At 64.8% G+C, this 20,927-nt stretch carries 20 protein-coding genes; 10 read left to right on the forward strand and 10 right to left on the reverse strand.

Going from position 1 to position 20,927, the window contains the following annotated elements; all coding sequences use genetic code 11:
• The 5 genes from cysS to ACZ1JV_RS19590 all read right to left on the reverse strand — a co-directional run bounded on the left by cysS (position 1) and on the right by ACZ1JV_RS19590 (position 5,834).
• Positions 1 to 1,464 (reverse strand): cysteine--tRNA ligase, encoded by a 1,464-nt coding sequence (cysS, locus tag ACZ1JV_RS19570; RefSeq protein WP_465150150.1) that lies wholly within the window; start codon positions 1,462 to 1,464, stop codon positions 1 to 3.
• Positions 1,465 to 1,520: 56 nt separating this feature from the next.
• Positions 1,521 to 2,183, reverse strand: coding sequence for a nitroreductase (locus ACZ1JV_RS19575; protein WP_465150151.1), 663 nt, complete (start codon positions 2,181 to 2,183; stop codon positions 1,521 to 1,523).
• Between the two features lie 86 nt (positions 2,184 to 2,269).
• Positions 2,270 to 4,084, reverse strand: a complete 1,815-nt coding sequence (cobT, locus tag ACZ1JV_RS19580) for a cobaltochelatase subunit CobT (RefSeq protein WP_465135414.1) — start codon at positions 4,082 to 4,084, stop codon at positions 2,270 to 2,272.
• Positions 4,085 to 4,338: 254 nt separating this feature from the next.
• A complete protein-coding gene (fsa, locus tag ACZ1JV_RS19585) occupies positions 4,339 to 4,989 on the reverse strand; it encodes a fructose-6-phosphate aldolase (RefSeq protein ID WP_142633328.1) in 651 nt (216 codons plus the stop codon).
• 104 nt (positions 4,990 to 5,093) lie between these two features.
• A complete protein-coding gene (locus ACZ1JV_RS19590) occupies positions 5,094 to 5,834 on the reverse strand; it encodes a DUF4197 domain-containing protein (protein WP_465152610.1) in 741 nt (246 codons plus the stop codon).
• A gap of 42 nt (positions 5,835 to 5,876) precedes the next feature.
• On the opposite strand from ACZ1JV_RS19590, the gene ACZ1JV_RS19595 reads away from it, so the two are divergent.
• Positions 5,877 to 8,042 carry a primosomal protein N' gene (locus ACZ1JV_RS19595; RefSeq protein WP_465150152.1) on the forward strand — a complete coding sequence of 722 codons (2,166 nt, stop codon included), beginning with the start codon at positions 5,877 to 5,879 and terminating at the stop codon, positions 8,040 to 8,042.
• Here the strand turns inward: ACZ1JV_RS19595 and ada are convergent.
• Entirely contained in the window at positions 8,027 to 9,094 is a 1,068-nt protein-coding gene (gene ada, locus ACZ1JV_RS19600) for a bifunctional DNA-binding transcriptional regulator/O6-methylguanine-DNA methyltransferase Ada (protein WP_465152611.1), read from the reverse strand. The genes ACZ1JV_RS19595 and ada overlap by 16 nt on opposite strands.
• 8 nt (positions 9,095 to 9,102) lie before the next feature.
• Positions 9,103 to 9,582, reverse strand: coding sequence for a DUF1203 domain-containing protein (locus tag ACZ1JV_RS19605; protein ID WP_465150153.1), 480 nt, complete (start codon positions 9,580 to 9,582; stop codon positions 9,103 to 9,105).
• 227 nt (positions 9,583 to 9,809) lie between these two features.
• Here ACZ1JV_RS19605 and ACZ1JV_RS19610 point away from each other — a divergent pair, with 227 nt between their 5' ends.
• From ACZ1JV_RS19610 to ACZ1JV_RS19640, 7 genes are all read left to right on the forward strand, one after another.
• The gene (locus ACZ1JV_RS19610; protein ID WP_465150154.1) at positions 9,810 to 10,364 is read left to right on the forward strand and encodes a F0F1 ATP synthase subunit delta; all 555 of its coding nucleotides are present in this window, start codon (positions 9,810 to 9,812) and stop codon (positions 10,362 to 10,364) included.
• Between the two features lie 13 nt (positions 10,365 to 10,377).
• Positions 10,378 to 11,907: a F0F1 ATP synthase subunit alpha gene (gene atpA, locus ACZ1JV_RS19615; RefSeq protein WP_465135418.1), complete on the forward strand. Its 1,530-nt coding sequence runs from the start codon at positions 10,378 to 10,380 to the stop codon at positions 11,905 to 11,907.
• A gap of 100 nt (positions 11,908 to 12,007) precedes the next feature.
• Positions 12,008 to 12,880: a F0F1 ATP synthase subunit gamma gene (locus tag ACZ1JV_RS19620; protein ID WP_465135419.1), complete on the forward strand. Its 873-nt coding sequence runs from the start codon at positions 12,008 to 12,010 to the stop codon at positions 12,878 to 12,880.
• Positions 12,881 to 12,939: 59 nt separating this feature from the next.
• Positions 12,940 to 14,397, forward strand: coding sequence for a F0F1 ATP synthase subunit beta (gene atpD, locus ACZ1JV_RS19625; RefSeq protein ID WP_465135420.1), 1,458 nt, complete (start codon positions 12,940 to 12,942; stop codon positions 14,395 to 14,397).
• 6 nt (positions 14,398 to 14,403) lie between these two features.
• A complete protein-coding gene (locus ACZ1JV_RS19630; protein ID WP_465150155.1) occupies positions 14,404 to 14,661 on the forward strand; it encodes an ATP synthase F1 subunit epsilon in 258 nt (85 codons plus the stop codon).
• Positions 14,662 to 14,937: 276 nt separating this feature from the next.
• Positions 14,938 to 15,498, forward strand: a complete 561-nt coding sequence (locus ACZ1JV_RS19635; RefSeq protein WP_465150156.1) for a hypothetical protein — start codon at positions 14,938 to 14,940, stop codon at positions 15,496 to 15,498.
• Between the two features lie 150 nt (positions 15,499 to 15,648).
• The gene (locus ACZ1JV_RS19640; protein WP_465150157.1) at positions 15,649 to 17,178 is read left to right on the forward strand and encodes a CpaF family protein; all 1,530 of its coding nucleotides are present in this window, start codon (positions 15,649 to 15,651) and stop codon (positions 17,176 to 17,178) included.
• A 3-nt stretch (positions 17,179 to 17,181) separates the two neighbouring features.
• Here the strand turns inward: ACZ1JV_RS19640 and ACZ1JV_RS19645 are convergent, their stop codons facing one another.
• On the reverse strand, positions 17,182 to 17,694 hold the full coding sequence (locus ACZ1JV_RS19645) for a hypothetical protein (RefSeq protein ID WP_465150158.1): 513 nt from the start codon (positions 17,692 to 17,694) through the stop codon (positions 17,182 to 17,184).
• 244 nt (positions 17,695 to 17,938) lie between these two features.
• Positions 17,939 to 18,559, reverse strand: coding sequence for a LysE/ArgO family amino acid transporter (locus tag ACZ1JV_RS19650; RefSeq protein ID WP_465150159.1), 621 nt, complete (start codon positions 18,557 to 18,559; stop codon positions 17,939 to 17,941).
• 169 nt (positions 18,560 to 18,728) lie between these two features.
• Here ACZ1JV_RS19650 and ACZ1JV_RS19655 point away from each other — a divergent pair, with 169 nt between their 5' ends.
• Positions 18,729 to 19,631, forward strand: coding sequence for a LysR family transcriptional regulator ArgP (locus ACZ1JV_RS19655; protein WP_465150160.1), 903 nt, complete (start codon positions 18,729 to 18,731; stop codon positions 19,629 to 19,631).
• Positions 19,632 to 19,644: 13 nt separating this feature from the next.
• Here ACZ1JV_RS19655 and ACZ1JV_RS19660 read toward each other — a convergent pair whose 3' ends face one another.
• A complete protein-coding gene (locus tag ACZ1JV_RS19660; RefSeq protein ID WP_465150161.1) occupies positions 19,645 to 19,851 on the reverse strand; it encodes a hypothetical protein in 207 nt (68 codons plus the stop codon).
• A gap of 44 nt (positions 19,852 to 19,895) precedes the next feature.
• Here ACZ1JV_RS19660 and ACZ1JV_RS19665 point away from each other — a divergent pair, with 44 nt between their 5' ends.
• Positions 19,896 to 20,876, forward strand: coding sequence for a DMT family transporter (locus tag ACZ1JV_RS19665; RefSeq protein WP_465150162.1), 981 nt, complete (start codon positions 19,896 to 19,898; stop codon positions 20,874 to 20,876).
• The last annotated feature ends 51 nt before the right edge of the window (positions 20,877 to 20,927 follow it).

Here is a 20,927-nt window from a genome sequence, read left to right on the forward strand (position 1 = left end):
TCAGCCCAGCTTCCATTCCCAGCCGAGCGGATCGCCGTCCATCGCCTCCACGCCCTTCGCCGCGAGTTCGTCGCGCAGCGCGTCGGACGTGGCGAAGTCCTTCTCCGCACGCGCGGCCTTGCGGCGGACGAGCACGTCTTCGATCTCGGCCTCGGTGATCTCGGCGGCCTTGGGCCGGATGCGCAGATCGGCGCGGCCGGTGCCGAAAAGGTCTAGGCCGAGAACCGCATCCATGCGCTCGACGACGGCACGCTTGACCGCAGGGTCCACCTTCTTGGCGGCCAGCACATCTTCCAGCGCCGTCAGTGCGACGGCGGTGTTGAGATCGTCCCCAATCGCCTTCTCGAACGTTTCGAGCATCGGCGCGAGCTTCGGATGGCTGGGATCGCCAGCTTCCACATCGCCCAGACGCTCCACCACCATGATCATGCGCTTCAGACGCACGAGCGCGGCGGCAAGGCCCTCCCATGAGAACTCAAGCTCCGACCGGTAATGCGCCTGAAGGCACATCATGCGGTAACCGAGCGGGTGGTAGCCCTTGTCGATCAGCAGTTGCAGCCGCAGGAACTCGCCCGACGACTTGCTCATCTTGCCGGAACGCTCGACGAGGAAATTGTTGTGCATCCACACGTTGGCACCCGAATTTGCAGGCACGTCGAGACCGCAAGTGTCTTCGGGCTTGCAGCAGAACGCCTGGTTCTGCGCGATCTCGTTGGGGTGGTGGATCTCGCGGTGGTCGATGCCGCCGGTGTGAATGTCGAACGGGAAGCCGAGCAGGTCGCCCGACATCACCGAGCATTCGAGATGCCAGCCGGGAGCGCCCCTGCCCCACGGCGAATCCCATTCCATCTGGCGTTTCTCGCCCTCTGGCGTCTTGCGCCAGATCGCGAAGTCGGCGGCATTGCGCTTGCCCTCTACGGCCTCGATCCGTCCCTCACCCTCATCGGTAACGGCACGCGCGAGGCGGCCGTAGTCGGCAACGGTAGAAACGTCGAAGTAAAGGCCGCTTTCCAGTTCGTAGCAGTGCCTTGGCGCGATCTTTTCGGCAAATTCGATCATCTGCGGAACGTAATCCGTCGCGATCGACCACTTGGCCGGCTGACGGATGTTCAGCGCCTTGATATCGGCCCAATAGGCCTGCGTGTAATGCGCGGCGATGTCCCAGATCGACTGGGCCTGCTGCCGCGCCATCTTCTCCATCTTGTCCTCGCCCGCGTCGGCATCGTCGGTCAGGTGGCCGACATCGGTGATGTTGATGACGTGGGTGAGCTTGTAGCCCGCATGGCTGAGCGTCCGGCCCAGAATGTCTGCAAAGACATAGGCGCGCATGTTGCCGATGTGGGGGTAGTTGTAGACCGTCGGCCCGCACGTATAGACCCGCGCCTCACCGGCGTGGACGGGCTGGAACGGCTCCAGCTGGCGGGTCAGGCTGTTGAACAGCGTCAGGCTTTGCGTCTCGGTCATGACGCAGGGCAATTAGGCAGGAGCCGGGCGCAGTCAAGCCACGCCCGGCATTACCGTCATTCGAAACCGAGGAACTTCACCTGTTCGTCCAGCGCCACGCGCGGGCGGTCGAAGGCGTTTACCGGCGCGTCGAGGCGCTTGCCGATGGACAGGCCGCAGAACAGCAGGTGCGTTTCGTCCGACACGCCGATGTGCTCCTTGATCAGGCGGGCATAGAGGCCCATCCATTCCTGCGGGCAGGAATCGAGCCCTTCCTCGCGCAGCAGCAGCATGATCGTCTGCAGCCACATGCCCACGTCCGACCACTGCGGCGATCCCATGAAACGCTCGAAATAGCAGACCAGCAGTGCCGGCGCGCCGAACGAGGTGACGTTCTGGTGCATGAACGCCTTGCGGCCTTCGCTGTCGTCACGCTCGATGCCCATGGCGCCGTACATGAAGCCGCCCAGTTCCTGCAGCCGCGCGGCGTGGCGGGGGGACTGCATCGGCGCGGACCAGTTGTATTCCTCAGGATCTTGCGGCTGGCTGGCCAGCATCTTGTCCTGAAGCGCCTTCAACGGTTCGCCGGTCAGTACGGTCGCTTCCCACGGCTGGAAGTTGCAGCCCGAGGGCGCCATGCGTGCCTTGTCGAGCACGCGGCGCAGCACGTCGAGGCTCACCGGCTCGTCGCTGAATGCGCGGATCGAACGGCGGCTGAGGACGGCATCGGTAACGTTCATGAATTTCCCTTCGTTGGCGGCAGTTTGCAAACCGCCGCCGAACTTGGGAGCGGGCGGCACTTATTCAATACCGCCCGGTAGAAAAATCATTCCTCTTCAAAGAGTCCCGCCAACTGCTCGATCATCGTGCCGCCAAGCTGTTCGGCATCCATGATGGTGACGGCGCGGCGGTAATAGCGCGTGACGTCATGGCCGATGCCGATGGCGACAAGCTGTACCGGGCTCTTCGCCTCGATCCATTCGATCACGCGGCGGAGGTGCGCCTCAAGATAACCGGCCGAGTTCACCGACAGGGTCGAATCGTCCACCGGCGCGCCGTCGGAGATCACCATCAGGATGCGGCGATCTTCCTGCCGGGCGAGCATGCGGTTGTGCGCCCAGAGCAGCGCCTCGCCGTCGATGTTCTCTTTCAGCAGGCCTTCGCGCATCATCAGGCCAAGGTTCTTGCGCGCGCGGCGCCAGGGCTCGTCGGCCTTCTTGTAGACGATGTGGCGCAAGTCGTTCAGGCGCCCCGGATGCGCGGTGCGGCCGCCGGCCAGCCATGCCTCACGGCTCTGCCCGCCCTTCCACGCGCGGGTGGTGAAGCCAAGGATTTCCACCTTCACGCCGCAGCGCTCCAGCGTGCGCGCCAGCACATCCGCGCTGATCGCCGCGATCGAGATCGGCCGCCCGCGCATGGATCCGGAATTGTCCAGCAGCAGCGTGACGACGGTGTCTTTGAACTCGACATCGCGCTCGATCTTGTAGGACAGCGACTGGCCGGGCGAGACGACCACGCGGGCCAGCCGCGCGGCATCGAGCATGCCTTCTTCCTGATCGAAATCCCACGAGCGGTTCTGCTGCGCCATCAGACGGCGCTGCAGGCGGTTGGCAAGGCGCGTGACGACGCCCTGAAGCCCCTTCAACTGCGCATCCAGATAGGCGCGCAGGCGGGTCAATTCCTCATCGTCGCAAAGGTCGGCGGCGCCGATCACTTCGTCGTAAGCCTCGGTGAAAACCTTGTAGTCGAAGCTGTCAGGAATGTCGGTCCACGGGCGGTTCGGGCGCACGGGCAACATGCCCTCCTCGCCCTCTTCGCCGTCCTGGCCCTCATCCATATCGTCGGGGTTTTCGCCCTCGGCCTCGCTCTCGCCCTCGTCTTCGCCCTTCGAGGGTTCGGCGGCGGCTTCGGCAGGCTGCTCCTCACGCCCGCTTTCGTCGCCGGTCTCGTCTTCCTCGGTCTGCTCATCGCCGTCCATTTCGTCGGCGTCTTCGGGCGGCAGGTCGACTTCATCGGCCTGCGTCATTTCGAGGTGCGCGAGCATGTCGAGCGAGAGCTTCTGGAAAGCCTTTTGGTCCTCCAGCAATCCGGCGAGCGCATCGAAGTCGTCACCCGCCTTCGATTCGATCCAGCGGCGGACCATTTGCACGCCTTCGTGCGCCACATCGGGCACGGGTTGGCCGGTCAGACGCTCGCGCAGCAGCAGTGCGAGTGCGGTAGGCACCGGCACCTTGTCCGGCGCATCGGCGCGCGCGATCGGGTCGCTGGCGATGCGTGCTTCCAGCGAGGCGTCGAGATTGTCGCGCATGCCGGCATAGGCATTGGCGCCCAGCGCCTCGTAACGGACCATCTCCACCGCGTCATAACAGGCACGGGCGGAGGGTTCGGACGGGGCATTGCGGCGGTGCAGCGCCTCGTTGTGGTGGCGCAGCTTCAGCGCGAAACTGTCGGCATAGCCGCGCGCCTGCATGGCGGCGGCGCGGGGCACGGAGCGGCCCGGCATCGGAATGCGGAACGTGCCGCCGGTCGCGCTGGGGGCATCGGCGGTCCAGTTGACCTCTACTTCGGCATCGTGGGCGATGGCGCGCGCGGCGCCGGTCAGCGCAAACTTGAAGCGGTCGACAGGTGTTTCATCGGACATGACCGCTCAATGGCGGTATAGCCGCGCAGGCGCAAGACGCTGCATTGCACACTAACGGCAAAACGCCGGAGGCGCGATGCGCTTCCGGCGTTTGGATATCTGGCATTGTGCTGGCCCACCCCGCTGCGACTAGCCGGCACGCCGGCAAGTCTCGCGGCCCTCCCGCTTGCGGAAGGGCTTGGTTGCGCCACGTCTCAGCGTGGCGCTGAAACTCCTCTCCCGCAGGCGGGAGGGGCTGGGGGTGGGCTAAAACCTTAGAGCGACTGGCCGGTCTTGGCCCAGTCGGCCATAAAGCCTTCGATGCCCTTGTCGGTCAGCACATGCTTGACCAGGTTCTTGATGACCGCCGGCGGCATCGTCGCAACGTCCGCACCGATGCGCGCGCATTCCAGCACGTGGACGGGGTGGCGGATCGAGGCGGCGAGGATCTCGGTCTCGAACGCGTAGTTGTCATAGATCAGGCGGATGTCGCGGATCAGGTCCATGCCATCGAAGCCATTGTCGTCATGACGGCCGACGAAGGGCGAGATGAACGAAGCGCCGGCCTTGGCGGCGAGCAGCGCCTGGTTGGCCGAGAAGCACAGCGTGACGTTCACCATGGTGCCGTCGCTGGTCAGCGCCTTGCAGGTCTTCAGGCCGTCAAAGGTCAGCGGCACCTTGATGCAGACGTTATCGGCGATCTTGCGGAGGATTTCGGCCTCACGCATCATGCCGGCGTGGTCGAGCGCGACGACTTCGGCGCTGACCGGACCATCGGTGAGGCCGCAAATTTCCTTGGTCACTTCGATGAAGTCACGGCCGGACTTGGCGATCAGCGAGGGGTTGGTGGTCACGCCGTCGAGCAGGCCGGTGGCGGCAAGCTCAGCGATTTCGGCGGTGTCGGCGGTGTCGACGAAGAACTTCATGGCGGGGTTCCTGTAATGGCTATCGCCACCGGGAAGCACCTGCCCGGGGCGAATCTGGCGCCCCTATAGGCAAGCACGGCCTTTCTGGATACCCCGCCCGAACCTCAGGCAGCCTTGAATACGCCCATCAGCAAGGGATCGTTGGTCTGCGAAGGATCCTGCCGGATGGAGGCCTCTGCCGAACCGATCTCGTACCAGATTGAATTGTCTGCTTCGAGCGCCAGCGCATGCGCGGCATCGGTAACGGTTACGCCGTTCAGCGAGGCGATCGCCTTGGACAGCGTGGGATCGGTGGTCTGCTGCATGGCCGCTTCGATCTGCGGCATCATCGCATTGACCAGCGCCGGGCCCATCGACTTGCGCAGCAGCGTCGTCGCCTCGGTGCGGCCACCACGCAGCACGCTGGCGGGATCGGGAATGGGGACCTGCTTGGTGGCCTGCGCCACCAGGGGCGCCGCCGCGCCGGCGCTCTTGCCGGCGATGGTGTTGAGCTGGTGCTGAAGCTCCAGCTTGAACTTGGGATCGCGCAGGCTGGCGGAGCTGGTCTTGCCCGTGCGCGTGAACAGCACCGGCAGCGGAATGCGCGCGACCGGGCTGGTCCAGAAGCCATCGGGTTGTACCAGCCAGGTGAAGGCGCGTTCGGAGGAAAAGCGCATCAGGCGGCGCACCGGCTCCGCATCGCTGGCGCTGCCGCCCGTAAGCGCGCTGCCGATCCCGCTTGTGGCACAGCCGGAAAGCACCAGCGCCCCCACGGCCACCAGGCCGCCCAGAACGGTGCGGCGGGCCATCATATAGTCGTCCTGCTGCCCGACGGATTCAGGCGATCCCCAATTCACCATCATCATCTCCTTCACGTGCCCTTACCTCGATGCCTATATGCATTTCAGATGAAACGCATTCGAATCCTTGTCTTCAATGCCGCGCTGGGCGTGCTCGACTACCGCGTGCCCGAGGGTAAGCAGGTCGAATACGGATCCGTGGTGATCGCGCCGCTCGGCCCCCGTCAGGTTCTGGGGATCGTGTGGGAAGCAGAACGCCTGAGCGCGCAGGAAGTGCCTGAAAGCAAACTCAGACCGATTCTGGAAGTGCTGCCGGTGCCCCCTATCCCCGAGCGTCTGCGGCGATTGATAGAGTGGACGGCGGACTATTACTGCGCCTCGCTGGCTTCGGTGGCCCGCATGTCGCTGGGATCGATGGCGGCGCTGCGCGGCGGCGGAACGACCACGGAGTACCGGCTGACCGGCGAGGAACCGGCCCGCCTCACGCCGCAGCGCGCCGCCGCACTGGATGCCTTGCAGGGTGAGCAGGCCTCGATCAAGGAACTGGCGGAACTGGCCTCGGTCTCCGAAGGCGTGCTGCGCGGCATGGTCGGCGCAGGACTGCTGGAGCCGGTGGTGGTCGATCTGGACCGCCCGTACCCACGCGCCAATCCCAAGTTCGCGGAACCGCAACTGTCGGAAGGCCAGCAGGCGGCAGCGGACGTTTTCGTGGAAGCGGTGCAGACGCACAAGTTCGCGCCCTTCCTGCTCGACGGCGTAACCGGATCGGGCAAGACCGAAACCTACTTCGAAGCCGTGGCCGAAGCGCTGCGGCTGAATCGGCAGGTGCTGGTGCTGCTGCCGGAGATCGCGCTCACCGAAAACTTCCTGCGCCGCTTCGAACATCGCTTCGGGGTGCCGCCGATCCTCTGGCACTCCTCGCTCAAGTCCAGCGAGCGGCGCCGCGCGTGGCGCTCTATCGTTCTAGGTGACGCTCAGGTCATCGTAGGTGCACGCTCGGCGCTGTTCCTGCCTTACGCCAATCTCGGCCTGATCGTGGTAGACGAGGCGCACGAAATCTCGTTCAAGCAGGACGACGGCGTGCGCTACAACGCCCGCGACGTGGCGGTAATGCGCGCCAAGTTCGAGGCGTTTCCGGTCATCCTCGCCAGCGCCACCCCGGCGCTGGAGACGATGCAACTGGCAGAGGCCGGGGTGTACCGGAAGATCGACCTCCCCGCCCGCTTCGGCGGCGCGCAATTGCCCGACATCCAGATCGTGGACTTGCGCAAGGAAGCCCCCGAACGCGGCAAGTGGCTGGCCCCACGTCTTGTCGAGGAAATGAAGGCCCGCCTCGCACGCGGCGAACAGTCGCTGCTGTTCCTCAACCGCCGGGGCTACGCACCGCTAACGCTATGCCGCCACTGTGGCTACCGCTTCCAATGCCCGAACTGCACGGCCTGGCTGGTGGAGCACCGCTTTTCCAAGCGCCTTGCCTGCCATCATTGTGGCCACGAAGTGCCGGTGCCCGAGGCTTGCCCGGAATGCGGCACCGGCGACTGCCTTGTCGCCTGCGGCCCCGGCGTGGAGCGTATTGCCGACGAAGTGGCGGAAATCCTGCCCGAAGCGCGCGTGGCGCTGGTTACCTCGGACACGATGAACACGGCAGAGGTGATGAACGACTTCGTCGCCAAAGCGGAGAACAAGGCCATCGACGTGATCGTCGGCACCCAGCTCGTCACCAAGGGATACCACTTCCCCGAACTGACGCTGGTAGGCGTGGTCGATGCCGATCTGGGCCTTGAGGGTGGAGACTTGCGCGCGGCGGAACGGACCTATCAGCAGGTCGCGCAGGTTGCCGGGCGCGCGGGTCGCGGCGAAAAGCCGGGCGAAGTGCTGATCCAGACACGCCATCCCGAAGCCTCGGTAATCGCCGCGCTGGCAGCCGGCGATCGCGACGCCTTCTACGCCGCCGAAATCGAGGCGCGGCGCGATGCCAACGCCCCGCCATTCGGGCGCTGGGCGGCGATCATCGTCTCCTCGGAGGATCAGGCCGAAGCGCAAGCCGCCGCCCGCGCCATCGGCGGTACGGCGCCCAACTTACCGGACATGCTGGTGCTGGGGCCCGCCCCCGCGCCGCTGTCACTGCTGCGGGGGCGTCACCGGTTTCGCTTATTAATCAATGCGAAGCGCTCGGCGGAACTTCAGAGGGTGCTGCGCGAGTGGCTGGAACCGCTCCAGTTCCCGCGCGGCGTGCGCGTGCATATCGACGTCGATCCCTACAGCTTCGTTTGAGCGTTCTCGCGCCGCAGCAGTTCGCGTTTGATCGCCTCGCCATAGGCATAGCCACCGATCGATCCATCCGACCGGATCACCCGGTGACATGGGATCAGCACGGCGACATTGTTGGCGCCATTGGCAGATCCGGCAGCGCGAACGGCGCCGGGCTTGCCGACGGCTGCGGCGATCTGCGCGTAAGTGCGCGTCTCACCGGCCGGAATGCGCTGCAACTCGCGCCAGACCGCCTGCTGGAACGCGGTGCCTTGCACGTCGAGAGGGATCGCCCGCGATTGGCCCGGCTGCTCGACTTCGGCAACGACATCCCTTGCGATCCGGGCAAAGTCGTCCCCGCCTTCGACCAGTTCGGCCTTGGGGAAGCGCTCGGCCAGTTCCTCGCGCCCCTCGCCGAACGACAGGCGGCACACACCCTTGTCGGTAGCGGCGACCAGCATCGGCCCCAGCGTGGTCGGCACCACGGACCAGTGGATCGCCACCCCTGCCCCGCCGCCACGCCAGGCCGAAGGCACCATGCCCATCCGCCCGTCGCTGCCCTCATAGAAGCGCGAGGCGGCACCGAAACCGGCTTCGTAGATGGCCTCGGTCACACTTGCACCGCCGCTCAGCGCCTCCCCGGCGCGGTCGAAGCGGCGGGCGCGGGCATATTCGGCCGGCGAAAGCCCCACCGCCCGCTTGAACACGCGCTGGAAATGCGTGGGGCTGTAGCCGACCGCCTCCGCCAGTTCGGAAAGCCCCGGCGCGACATCGGCCACCTCGTCCAGCATCGCCAGCGCGCGGGTCACGGCCTCTTCGTCGCGGGAGACTTCGTTGGGCCTGCAGCGCAGGCAGGCGCGCAGGCCCGCATGCTCCGCCTCGCCAGCCTCAGCAAAGAAGCGCACGTTCTCCCGCTTGGGATGGCGCGCCGAACAGGACGGGCGGCAGTAGATGCCGGTCGAGAGCACCCCGGTAACGAAGCGCCCGTCGAAAGCCTTGTCCCGCGCAAGCACCGCCTGCCAGGCGCGATCGTCGTCGACGGGGGTGCGGTCCATATGCGCACTCATCAGAGTCATGTTCATATTCACAGCGCGTCTCCCACTCTCTCGATCCGGGCCGCGAAGCAGCCATAGGCGGCATTGTGCGCGTGAATGCAAGCGACGCGCTGCTCGGCAAAGAGCCCGGCGATGCCCTCCTCCACGTCATCGGGCCCCGCAAGCACCGCGCGGACCATCATGCCCTCGTCATCGAATCCACGCAGCGACATCGTGCGCCCGGCGAACACCGGCGGCAGCCGATCGACCGCCGGTTCGGCGCGCGCCGCGCCCTCGCGAACATATATCGCATGTGCGGTTCGGTAGGGATTGGCCACGTCGTGGCTGGTGAAATTGACCAGCAAAACCCGCTCCCCTTCCCGCGCATCCTCCAGACTGACCCGGCAAGGGTAGCCCGGATGGGCATCGGCGGTAAGCAACCGGGCACCGGAATGCCTCAGTTCCGCGTCACTCATGAAGAAATAGTGGGCGAAAGGGCCCGCATCCAGGCCAACGATTCGAAAAGACACTGCCACACTCCTGCCACGCTTCGCCCGAAGTTCTGCAGCACCTGAACCGCCCCCGCTTCCCGCACCTTGCTTTCAAACCGCTTTTTTGGGCATTGTCCCCAAGCGTCCTCCCGCACCTTGCATAGTAACACTATCGTCGCTATGCGCGCCCCGTCTGCGGGCCGGGGGGCACGTTATATTCGTGTACCCAAGTGCCTCAGCCCACCCGATGTAAGGATAGGACACGCGTGGAGAATTCCGGCGGCATCAAAGCCAGCTTGCAAGGGCGCTACGCTTCGGCGCTGTTTGACCTTGCCAGCGAGAACGGCGTCGTAACGAACGTCGAGGGCGACCTCGACCGTATCGGCGCTGCGATCAAGGAAAACGGCGACCTCGCCGACCTGATTCGCAACCCCGAAATCAGCCGCAAGGCGGCCGGTGCGGCCATGGAGGCTGTTGCCGACGTGCTTGGCCTCTCCGCCCTGACGAAGAACTTCGTCGGTGTGCTGGCGGCCAATCGCCGCCTTTCCGCGCTGCCCGAGATCATTCGTGCCTTCGTTGCGATCGCCGCCGCCCAGCGTGGCGAGGCGACTGCCGAAGTCACCACGGCGCACCCGCTAGGCGACGCTCAGGTCGAAGAGCTGCGCCAGAAGCTGGAACTGCGCGAAGGCCGCAAGATCAGCGTGAAGACCAATGTCGACGCCGATCTGCTCGGCGGCCTGGTCGTCACCATCGGCTCCAAGCGCATCGACAGCTCGATCCGCACCCGTCTCAATTCGCTCGCCCAGGCCATGAAGGGCTAAGAAAGGCACCACAATGGACATCCGCGCCGCAGAAATCTCGAAGGTCATCAAGGACCAGATCGCCAATTTCGGCACCGAAGCCCAGGTTTCGGAAGTCGGTTCCGTGCTCTCGGTGGGTGACGGCATCGCCCGCATCCACGGCCTCGACAAGGTCCAGGCCGGCGAAATGGTCGAATTCTCCAACGGTGTGCAGGGCATGGCCCTGAACCTCGAAGCCGACAACGTCGGCGTCGTGATCTTCGGCTCGGACGCCGAGATCAAGGAAGGCGACAGCGTCAAGCGCACCAACACCATCGTCGACGTTCCCGTCGGCAAGGGCCTGCTGGGCCGCGTGGTGGACGCCCTTGGCAACCCGATCGACGGCAAGGGCCCGATCGTTGCTGAAAAGCGCGCCCGCGTCGAAGCCAAGGCTCCCGGCATCATCCCGCGCAAGTCGGTGCACGAACCCGTGCAGACCGGCCTGAAGGCGATCGACGCCCTCGTCCCCGTCGGCCGTGGCCAGCGCGAACTGATCATCGGTGACCGCCAGACCGGCAAGACCGCAGTCGCCATCGACACCTTCATCAACCAGAAGGAAGCGAACAAGGGCGACGACGAGTCCAAGAAGCTCTACTGCATCTACGTCGCCGTCGGCCAGAAGCGCTCTACCGTTGCGCAGATCGTGCGCCAGCTCGAAGAAAACGGCGCGATGGAATACTCCATCGTCATCGCCGCAACCGCTTCGGAACCGGCTCCGCTGCAGTACCTCGCGCCCTACACCGGCGCCGCGATGGGCGAATTCTTCCGCGACAACGCGATGCACGCCGTGATCGTGTACGACGACCTTTCGAAGCAGGCCGTCGCCTACCGTCAGATGTCGCTGCTGCTGCGTCGTCCTCCGGGCCGCGAAGCTTATCCGGGCGACGTGTTCTATCTCCACAGCCGCCTGCTTGAGCGCGCTGCGAAGATGAACGACGAGAACGGCAACGGCTCGCTCACCGCGCTTCCGATCATCGAAACGCAGGCTGGCGACGTCTCGGCCTACATTCCGACCAACGTGATCTCGATCACCGACGGCCAGATCTTCCTTGAAACCGGCCTGTTCTACCAGGGCATCCGTCCGGCCATCAACGTGGGTCTGTCGGTGTCGCGTGTCGGCGGTTCGGCCCAGACGAAGGCGATGAAGAAGGTTGCCGGCTCGATCAAGCTGGAGCTGGCGCAGTACCGCGAAATGGCGGCATTCGCCCAGTTCGGTTCGGACCTCGACGCCTCGACCCAGAAGCTCCTCAACCGCGGTGCGCGCCTGACCGAGCTGCTCAAGCAGAAGCAGTTCTCGCCGCTGTCGTTCGAAGAGCAGACCGTGTCGATCTTCGCCGGCACAAACGGCTACCTCGACGCCCTGCCGGTTTCGAAGGTCACCGAGTACGAAGCCGAAATGCTCGACTTCATGCACGAGAAGCACGCCGACGTCCTCGCGCTGATCCGCTCGACCAAGGACTTCGGTGACGAAGCCAAGGCGAAGACCAAGGCTGCGCTCGACGCGTTCGCAAAGCAGTTCGCCTAATTTGCGTCACCCCGGCGAAAGCCGGGGTCGCTCTCGGCCAGGCCCCGCTTGGTTGCCCAAGATCCCAGCTTGCGCTGGGATGACGAATGGAGAAAATTGAGTGGCTTCGCTCAAGGAACTCAAAGGCCGCATCAACTCGGTCAAGTCGACCCAGAAGATCACCAAGGCCAAGCAGATGGTCGCCGCGGCCAAGCTGCGCAAGGCGCAGGCCGCCGCGGAGTCCGCGCGTCCCTACGCCGCGCGTCTCGCCGAGGTGATGGGTTCGCTCGCCAGCAAGATCACGGTCAGCGAGAACAGCCCCAAGCTGCTCGCCGGCACCGGCAGCGACAAGGTGCACCTGCTCGTCGTCGCGAACTCGGACAAGGGTCTGTGCGGCGCGTTCAACTCGAACATCGTCAAGGCCGCGCGCCTGAAGGCGAAGGAACTGGAAGCACAGGGCAAGACCGTCCTGTTCTACCTCGTGGGCCGCAAGGGTCGCGCGCCGCTGCGCCGCGAATTCCCGAAGCAGATCGCCCACATGTTCGACACCACCGATGTGCGCGATCCCGGCTTCAACGAAGCCGAACGCGTCGCCGATGAACTCGTCGCCATGTATGAGGCCGGCAAGTTCGATGTGGCGCACCTGTTCTATTCGAAGTTCCGCTCGGCGCTGCTTCAGGAACCGACCGACCAGCAGATCATCCCGGTGCCCGCCCCCAAGGCGGTCGTTACCGGCGATGCCGTGACCGAATACGAGCCGGAAGAGGAAGAAATCCTCGCCGCGCTGCTGCCGCGCTATCTGCGCACGCAGATCTTCGGTGCCCTGCTGGAAAACGCCGCGTCCGAACAGGGTGCGTCGATGACCGCCATGGACAACGCGACGCGCAACGCGGGCGACCTGATCAAAAAGCTGACCATCCAGTACAACCGCAGCCGCCAGGCCGCGATCACTACTGAACTCGTTGAAATCATTGCTGGCGCGGAAGCGCTGTAGCATCACCTGAAACAGCCGGCGCGGAAGCGCTGTAAGTAACCGCAGGCAAGGAAACCAAAATGGCCACCGCACCCGTGCTAAACCTGACCGCCACTGGCAAGATCAGCCAGATCATCGGCGCCGTCGTCGACGTCACCTTCGAAGGCGAACTGCCGGCGATCCTCACCGCGCTCGAAACCGAGAACAACGGCCAGAAGCTGGTTCTCGAAGTCGCGCAGCACCTTGGTGAGAACACCGTCCGCACCATCGCCATGGACGGCACCGATGGCCTGACCCGTGGGCAGCCCGTTGCCAACACCGGCAAGCAGATCTCGGTCCCCGTCGGCCCGAAGACCCTCGGCCGCATCATGAACGTCGTCGGCGACCCGATCGACGAACGTGGTCCCGTCGGTTCGGACATGTTTGCCCCGATCCACGCCAAGGCTCCCGAATTCGTCGACCAGTCGACCGAAGCGGCGATCCTGGTCACCGGCATCAAGGTCATCGACCTTCTCGCTCCTTACGCCAAGGGCGGCAAGATCGGCCTGTTCGGCGGCGCCGGCGTTGGCAAGACGGTTCTCATCCAGGAACTGATCAACAACATCGCCAAGGGCCACGGCGGCGTCTCGGTCTTCGCGGGCGTCGGTGAACGTACCCGTGAAGGTAACGACCTCTACCACGAGTTCCTCGACGCCGGCGTTATCGCCAAGGACGCCGAAGGCAACGCCACTTCGGACGGTTCGAAGGTTGCCCTCGTATTCGGCCAGATGAACGAACCGCCGGGCGCCCGCGCTCGCGTCGCTCTCTCGGGCCTGACCATGGCCGAGTACTTCCGCGACCAGGAAGGCCAGGACGTTCTGTTCTTCGTCGACAACATCTTCCGCTTCACCCAGGCGGGCGCGGAAGTGTCGGCTCTGCTCGGCCGTATTCCTTCGGCCGTGGGCTATCAGCCGACCCTCGCCACCGACATGGGCGCGCTGCAGGAACGCATCACCTCGACCACCAAGGGTTCGATCACCTCGGTCCAGGCGATCTACGTCCCCGCGGACGACCTTACCGACCCGGCGCCGGCCGCCTCGTTCGCCCACTTGGACGCAACGACCACGCTGAACCGCGCCATTTCGGAACTGGGTATCTACCCGGCCGTCGACCCGCTCGACTCGACCTCGCGCGTTCTTGAGCCCCGCGTCGTCGGTGCCGAGCACTACGAGACTGCTCGCAAGGTTCAGGAAACCCTGCAGAAGTACAAGTCGCTTCAGGACATCATCGCGATCCTGGGCATGGACGAGCTTTCGGAAGAAGATAAGCTCACCGTCGCCCGCGCCCGCAAGATCCAGAAGTTCCTGTCGCAGCCGTTCCACGTCGCGGAAGTCTTCACCGGCATCTCGGGCAAGTTCGTCCAGTTGGAAGACACCGTGAAGTCGTTCAAGGCCGTCGTCGAAGGCGAATACGATCACCTTCCGGAAGCAGCCTTCTACATGGTCGGCGGCATCGAGGAAGTGGTCGCCAAGGCCAAGAAGCTGGCCGAAGAGGCGTAATCGACCATGGCACTGCACTTCGAACTCGTCACGCCGGCGAAGCTCGTCCGCTCGGAAAGCGTCCACATGGTGGTCGTCCCCGGCACCGAAGGCGAGTTCGGCGTGCTGGAGGGCCACGCGCCCTTCATGTCGACCGTCGCTGACGGCGCGCTCAAGGTCTTCCGGACCGAAGGCGGCCCGGCGGAAGAAATTCGCATCACCGGCGGTTTCGCCGAAGTGGGCGAAAAGGGCCTGACCGTACTCGCGGAGCACGTCGAGGGCTGATTTCTTCCCTTCAGCAACAAAAGGGGCGCTCTCGCATGCCGAGAGCGCCCTTTTTTGTTGCCGCGCCATGCTCAGACACTGAAACGCGGTTCGTCGCGCTGGTCAATTTGCGGTTTATCAACCACTAGTTGTTTATGCGATAGCCCTTCTGACCATGGCCTATTACGCGATTACGGGACATTTCGCGGACCTGTGTCAGGCTCTGGTGCTTTCCAATTTCGACCGCCAATACATGGGGGGCCACAACGCAGCGGACGCGTCGTTCTTCTCGCGGCGATGCTGCCCTATCCCAACATTTTCCCGCATTACGCCTTGCCGCTGATCGCCCCGCTGTGCGTCCTGTCCGCCGGCTTTTTCGCGCGCGGGAACATAGGAACGACGGCGTTCGGCGCAATCGTAGTCATCGCGTTGATCTTTGGGCACACCTTGAACCTGCCTACGCGATTGCACGCACGTCAGGCAGAAGATCAACTGGTCTCCTATCTGAAAGCGCAGACCCCCGACCACTCGCTGCTGGTATGGGGAATGCCGAGTTATCTTTATCACATCATGGGTACGCCGCCGTTTTCGGCGCTGACCTTCCCCGCCCATCTCTATTCCTGGGACGAGCGCGGCACGAGCGGCCGCAATGAAGTTCTGGAACTGAAACGCATCCTGTCGTTGCGTCCGGCGAGCGTCGTGGAACAAGCCCCGCTGGAGGTTTCGCCTCTCAACATGGACAATGTCGCGCAAGTTCGGGAATATCTGCGAACCTGCCGCCAATCCCGGCACATGATGCTCTACGACCACAATGGCCCGCAGCCCCAGATCGTCTGGACCCATTGCGGTGGCAAGTGAGGCCGGGCTGCACGTCAAACCGCGCCCATGACGTCCGAATGCCGGATCGCATTAGGAAGTTATCAAAGTTTCAACCTTAATCCTCTGCATATTCGCACAGGTTGCCGGCTTGGTCCGCGCAATCGGAGCGCTGGAAAGGTTTGTTGAAGCATGACGGCATTCGGGCGGCGTAACGGCATGGGAGGGATGGGCCAGGGCGCGCGTCCCGCGTTCGGCGTGGCCAAGCCGCTGAAGAGCGGCGTTGGAGAAAACCCCTCCATTCCCGGCAGCGGCGCCGTGCCCGGCGGCGACCAGTTTCCGCCCGTGCCCAGCATGGACGCACCGGCATCCGGCCCGCAGAATTCGCGCGACGATGCTATGTCGCGCCTGTCCGACCGCGCCAACTCGGTCCATTCGGGCGAGTCGGAGCAGAGCAGCTTCGAAGCATCGATCCACAAGATCAAGGAACAGGTCCTTCCCCGCCTGCTGGAACGCGTCGATCCCGAAGCGGCGGCCACGCTGACCAAGGACGAGCTTTCCGAAGAATTCCGCCCGATCATCATCGAGGTGCTGGCCGAGCTGAAGATCACCTTCAACCGCCGCGAACAGTTCGCGCTGGAAAAGGTGCTGATCGACGAACTGCTCGGCTTCGGCCCGCTGGAAGAGCTGCTGAACGATCCCGACGTGTCGGACATCATGGTCAACGGCCCGAACCAGACCTACATCGAAAAGAAGGGCAAGCTGCAGCTGGCCCCCACCAAGTTCCGCGACGAACAGCACCTGTTCCAGATCGCCCAGCGCATCGTCAACCAGGTCGGCCGCCGCGTCGACCAGACCACGCCGCTGGCCGACGCCCGCCTGAAGGACGGCAGCCGCGTCAACGTGATCGTGCCGCCGCTGTCGCTGCGCGGCACTGCCATCTCCATCCGTAAGTTCTCCGAGAAGCCGATCACCATCGACATGCTCAAGGACTTCGGTTCGATGAGCGAGAAGATGGCCACGGCCCTCAAGATCGCCGGCGCTTGCCGCATGAACATCGTCATCTCCGGCGGTACGGGTTCGGGCAAGACGACGATGCTCAATGCCCTGTCCAAGATGATCGACCCCGGCGAGCGCGTGCTGACCATCGAAGACGCCGCCGAACTCCGCCTGCAGCAGCCGCACTGGCTGCCGCTGGAAACCCGCCCGCCGAACCTTGAAGGCCAAGGCGCGATCACCATCGGCGATCTTGTGAAGAACGCCCTGCGTATGCGCCCTGACCGCATCATCCTGGGCGAAATCCGCGGCGCCGAGTGCTTCGACCTTCTCGCCGCCATGAACACCGGCCACGACGGTTCGATGTGCACGCTCCACGCCAACAGCCCGCGCGAGTGCCTTGGCCGTATGGAGAACATGATCCTGATGGGCGACATCAAGATCCCCAAGGAAGCCATCAGCCGCCAGATCGCCGAGTCGGTGGACATCATCGTGCAGGTGAAGCGCCTGCGCGACGGTTCGCGCCGCACCACCAACATCACCGAAGTGATCGGCATGGAAGGCGACGTGATCGTCACCCAGGAACTCTTCAAGTTCGAGTATCTGGACGAGACGGACGACGGCAAGATCATCGGCGAATTCCGCCCATCCGGCCTGCGTCCCTATACGCTGGAAAAGGCCCGCCAGTTCGGGTTCGATCAGGCTTTCCTCGAAGCCTGTCTGTAAACCTCACCAAGCGCACCCGGTTGACACCAAACCGGGTGTGAAACGGTGTAACCTTGTCTTCGCCTGGCGGTCCGGCTTTGCATGCCTGTCCAATTGCGCGAGATAGGCAAGAAGCGCGGAATTGTCCGCCTTTCGCTCGGTCGCGACATGCCTGCCCCGGTACATCCGCACCTTGAGCAAGCCGAACAGCGCGCGCTGCGCCCGCTCCCCGGCTGTGACCTTCCGTTTTCGCGATCCGTCACCTTGTGCGGACCTGTCACCTTGCGAGCCCGCGATCCTGTCCCACGCGGCGGCAAAGCTGCCCGCGTCCGGTTTGCGGCGCAGGCGATAGGCGGTCTCCCGCGCCATTCCCACGCGCCGCGCGGCGGCGGCGACCGATCCGGTTTCCGCCAGTGCGCCAAGGAACGCGGCTTGGCGCTCCGGCGTCCAGCCATCGGCGCGGGCGCGGGTGGGGACAGGCGCAAATGCGGGGACCCGAACGTGGCGGGCTTTACTGCGGGATGTGCGGAGTTTCATCCGCAAGGTTAGGCCAGAATTGCCGGCTGTAGGAAAGCGACAGGATCGGGCACGACCGACCCCAATGCCTCCCTCAGTCCGGCACGCCATCTTCGTCATTGCGAGGAGGCAAAGCCGACGAAGCAATCCAGTGCGGCGCAAGACTGCCTCTGGATTGCTTCGCTACGCTCGCAATGACGAAGGTGGGGAGTTGCAGGGCAGCGGCGACTGCAGCGTGACGACGACGACCGGCCACGCGCTCCCTCTACCCCAGCGCCCGCAAAACAAGCGAAGCGGCCAGCGTCAGCATCGTCATGCCCACCACCGCATCCAGCACCCGCCACGCCGCCGGGCGGGCGAACAGCGGGATCAGCAGGCGCGCGCCGTAGCCGAGCGCGGCGAACCACGCGAAGCTGGCAGTCGCCGCGCCGGCCACGAAGAACGGGCGCAGCGCGGGTGGCTGCGCCGAACCGGCCGCGCCCATCAGCAGCAGGGTATCAAGATAGACGTGGGGGTTGAGGAAGGTGAAGCCCGCCGTCGCCGCCAATGCGCGGCCCAGAGAGATGCCCTGCCCGTCCGCGATGTCCACCGAACCCGGCACCGCCATTCGCCGCAGCGCCTGGATTCCGTACCAGCCCAGAAACACCGCGCCGCCAACGGTGAGCACCGTTGCCAGCCCCGGCAGTGCCGCCAGCACCGCGCCCACCCCGGCCACGCCTGCTGCGATCAAGGTCACGTCGGCACCGGCGCAGAACAGCACCACTGGCCCGACATGTTCACGGCGGAGCCCCTGCCGCAACACAAACAGGTTCTGCGCGCCGATCGCCACGATCAGCGCCGCCATCAGGGCGAAGCCGGAGAAGAACGGATAGGCGGCACCGATCATCGATACGGTCCCGTCTTCAGACCGATCCAGAGCGAGAGAAGCTGGCCGCAGACCACGGCGAGCGTCAGGCAGCAGGGGAGCAAAAGCACGTTCATGGCCAAGCCATTTATCGCAAGGCCCGGGATGAATAAAACTTGATCGACTAACGCTAGTGAAGCATTGCTTCATCATGCTGGACTATCCTGCCCTTGCGGCGGTTTCCGCCGTGGTTCGCGAAGGCTCTTTCGAGCGGGCGGCCGATGTGCTGGGCATCACGCCATCCGCCGTATCGCAGCGCGTGCGCGGGCTGGAGGAACGGCTGGGCACGGTTCTGATCGTGCGCGCGCAGCCTTGCGAGGCCACCGAAGTCGGCCGCGCCCTCTGCGCGCATTTCGATCAGGTACGCCTGCTGGAGGCCGATCTGGCGCCGCACCTGAAACCGCAGTTCGGCAAAGGCGAAGCACCGCTGATCCTGAAGATCGCAGTCAATTCGGACAGTCTGGCAACCTGGTTTCCCGAAGCCGCTGCGCAATTCGTGCAGGGCACCGGTACGCTGCTGGATCTGATCGTCGATGACGAGGCGCACACGGCGGACAGGCTGCGAACGGGTGAAGTCTCCGCCGTGATCACGTCCGACCCTGAGCCGATTCAGGGCTGCAGCACAATCGAACTGGGATCGCTGCGCTATCGCGCCTGCGCCTCACCCGAATTCATCGCCCGCCATTTTGCCGATGGCGTCGATGCTGCCACCCTGTCGAAAGCCCCCTGCCTGCGTTTCGACCGGCGCGATGCCGTGCAGACGCGCTGGGCCTTGGACTTTCACGGGGTGAAGCTGTCGGCGCCGACACACTGGGTGCCTTCCACCCAGGGCTTCCTCGATTTCACCGCGAAAGGGCTGGCGTGGGGCCTCCATCCGGAGCCGCTGGCCCTGCCCCACATTGCGGCCGGTACTCTGCTTGAATTGCCCCCGCGCGCGCCGCTGGAGGTACGGCTCTACTGGACGGTCACGCGCCTTCAGGCCGGTTCGCTGCGATCGCTGACCGATGCGGTGCGCAAGGTGGCCGGGGCGGCGCTGGTTCAACGCGCGGCGTGAGACGGGGCGATTGCTACCCGGCGAACCAGTCCTTTGCGGAAATGCCCAGCAGCAGCACTGCCCCCATTAGCGCGATGAAGAATACCCCCGTCCACGGCATGAAGCCCACACGATCGAGATCCGTGCGTTTCATGCGGCGGCGGTCACCGATCCAGGCCACTGTCGCCAGAAAAACGCAGATGCCGCCGGCGACGGCCATGATGAGGTCGGAATCGGTCATCTGCCGCCCTTGCCTCCTCGCGACGGGAAGATAAAGCCCGACGCGTGAACGCTTCCACCCAACCGTCCTCTCCGGCCGCATCATCCCGGCGCACAGACCGGCCGATGCTGGCCATCGGCCTGCGCCTTATGGCGATGGTCATGCTCTCCACCATGTTCATGCTGATCCGCCTTGCCGGACGCGAAGGCGTCTCTGCGCCGGAAATGGTGTTCTGGCGGCAGGCCATGGCCGTGCCGCTGATGGGCGGCTGGCTGCTGGCGACCGGCCGGCTGGGTCTGCTGCGGACGCAGCGGCTGCGCAGCCATGCGATGCGGGCGACCACGGGCACGGTCGGCCTTGTCTGCAACGTCACCGCCGCGATGCTGCTGCCGCTGCCGGTGGGGACGACGCTGGGCTTCACCGCACCGCTGTTCGCCGTGCTGATCACCGCAATCGTCATGCGCGATCATGTCGGGCCGTGGCGCTGGACCGCCGTGATCCTGGGCTTTCTGGGCGTCTTGCTGATCACCCGGCCCGGGCAGCAGGATATTCCGCTGGCGGGCCTAGCCGCCGGGCTTGGCGCGGGGGTGATCGTCGCCATCGTCAGTTTCCAGATCCGCGACCTTGGCCGCACGGAGCAGCCGATCACCTGCGTGTTCTGGTTCTCGTTCTTCGGCGCGGTCTTCGCCAGCGTGCTGCTGCCGTTCTATGGCCAGTCGCACGAACCGCACGTCTGGCTGCTGCTGGTGGCGGTGGGGCTGGCGGGAACGCTGGCGCAATTGCTGGTGACGGCGGCGCTGCGGTTCGGCGCCGTCGCCACGGTGGTGGTGATGGATTACAGCGCGCTGATCTGGGCGACGCTTTACGAGCGCACGGTGTTCGGCGCGATGCCGCCCGCCTCGATCTGGCTTGGCGCGCCGCTGATCATCGCCGCCGGCTTGATCATCACCTGGCGCGAACACTATCTGGCAAAGCGCATCTCCCCCACCTCCGCACTGGACGAAGGCGCAACGGAAGAGATCGCGGACGAAAGGCCCTCGCGCTGATCGCAGGGAACCGGCTCCGGGATGGAGCGTTGCCTTGTGCGGATACCGGTT

This window comes from Novosphingobium sp. BL-S-19, from assembly GCF_055521675.1.

Bases quoted from the DNA above. Each gene is read 5' to 3' on its own strand.
- ACZ1JV_RS19595 (WP_465150152.1), top strand. From the start codon at position 5,877: ATGAAACGCATTCGAATCCTTGTCTTCAATGCCGCGCTGGGCGTGCTC.
- atpD (WP_465135420.1), top strand. From the start codon at position 12,940: ATGGCCACCGCACCCGTGCTAAACCTGACCGCCACTGGCAAGATCAGC.
- ACZ1JV_RS19640 (WP_465150157.1), top strand. From the start codon at position 15,649: ATGACGGCATTCGGGCGGCGTAACGGCATGGGAGGGATGGGCCAGGGC.
- ada (WP_465152611.1), bottom strand. From the start codon at position 9,094: ATGACTCTGATGAGTGCGCATATGGACCGCACCCCCGTCGACGACGAT.
- ACZ1JV_RS19650 (WP_465150159.1), bottom strand. From the start codon at position 18,559: ATGATCGGTGCCGCCTATCCGTTCTTCTCCGGCTTCGCCCTGATGGCG.
- ACZ1JV_RS19655 (WP_465150160.1), top strand. From the start codon at position 18,729: ATGCTGGACTATCCTGCCCTTGCGGCGGTTTCCGCCGTGGTTCGCGAA.
- ACZ1JV_RS19575 (WP_465150151.1), bottom strand. From the start codon at position 2,183: ATGAACGTTACCGATGCCGTCCTCAGCCGCCGTTCGATCCGCGCATTC.
- ACZ1JV_RS19590 (WP_465152610.1), bottom strand. From the start codon at position 5,834: ATGATGATGGTGAATTGGGGATCGCCTGAATCCGTCGGGCAGCAGGAC.
- atpA (WP_465135418.1), top strand. From the start codon at position 10,378: ATGGACATCCGCGCCGCAGAAATCTCGAAGGTCATCAAGGACCAGATC.
- ACZ1JV_RS19660 (WP_465150161.1), bottom strand. From the start codon at position 19,851: ATGACCGATTCCGACCTCATCATGGCCGTCGCCGGCGGCATCTGCGTT.
- cysS (WP_465150150.1), bottom strand. From the start codon at position 1,464: ATGACCGAGACGCAAAGCCTGACGCTGTTCAACAGCCTGACCCGCCAG.
- fsa (WP_142633328.1), bottom strand. From the start codon at position 4,989: ATGAAGTTCTTCGTCGACACCGCCGACACCGCCGAAATCGCTGAGCTT.
- ACZ1JV_RS19645 (WP_465150158.1), bottom strand. From the start codon at position 17,694: ATGAAACTCCGCACATCCCGCAGTAAAGCCCGCCACGTTCGGGTCCCC.
- cobT (WP_465135414.1), bottom strand. From the start codon at position 4,084: ATGTCCGATGAAACACCTGTCGACCGCTTCAAGTTTGCGCTGACCGGC.
- ACZ1JV_RS19630 (WP_465150155.1), top strand. From the start codon at position 14,404: ATGGCACTGCACTTCGAACTCGTCACGCCGGCGAAGCTCGTCCGCTCG.
- ACZ1JV_RS19635 (WP_465150156.1), top strand. From the start codon at position 14,938: ATGCTGCCCTATCCCAACATTTTCCCGCATTACGCCTTGCCGCTGATC.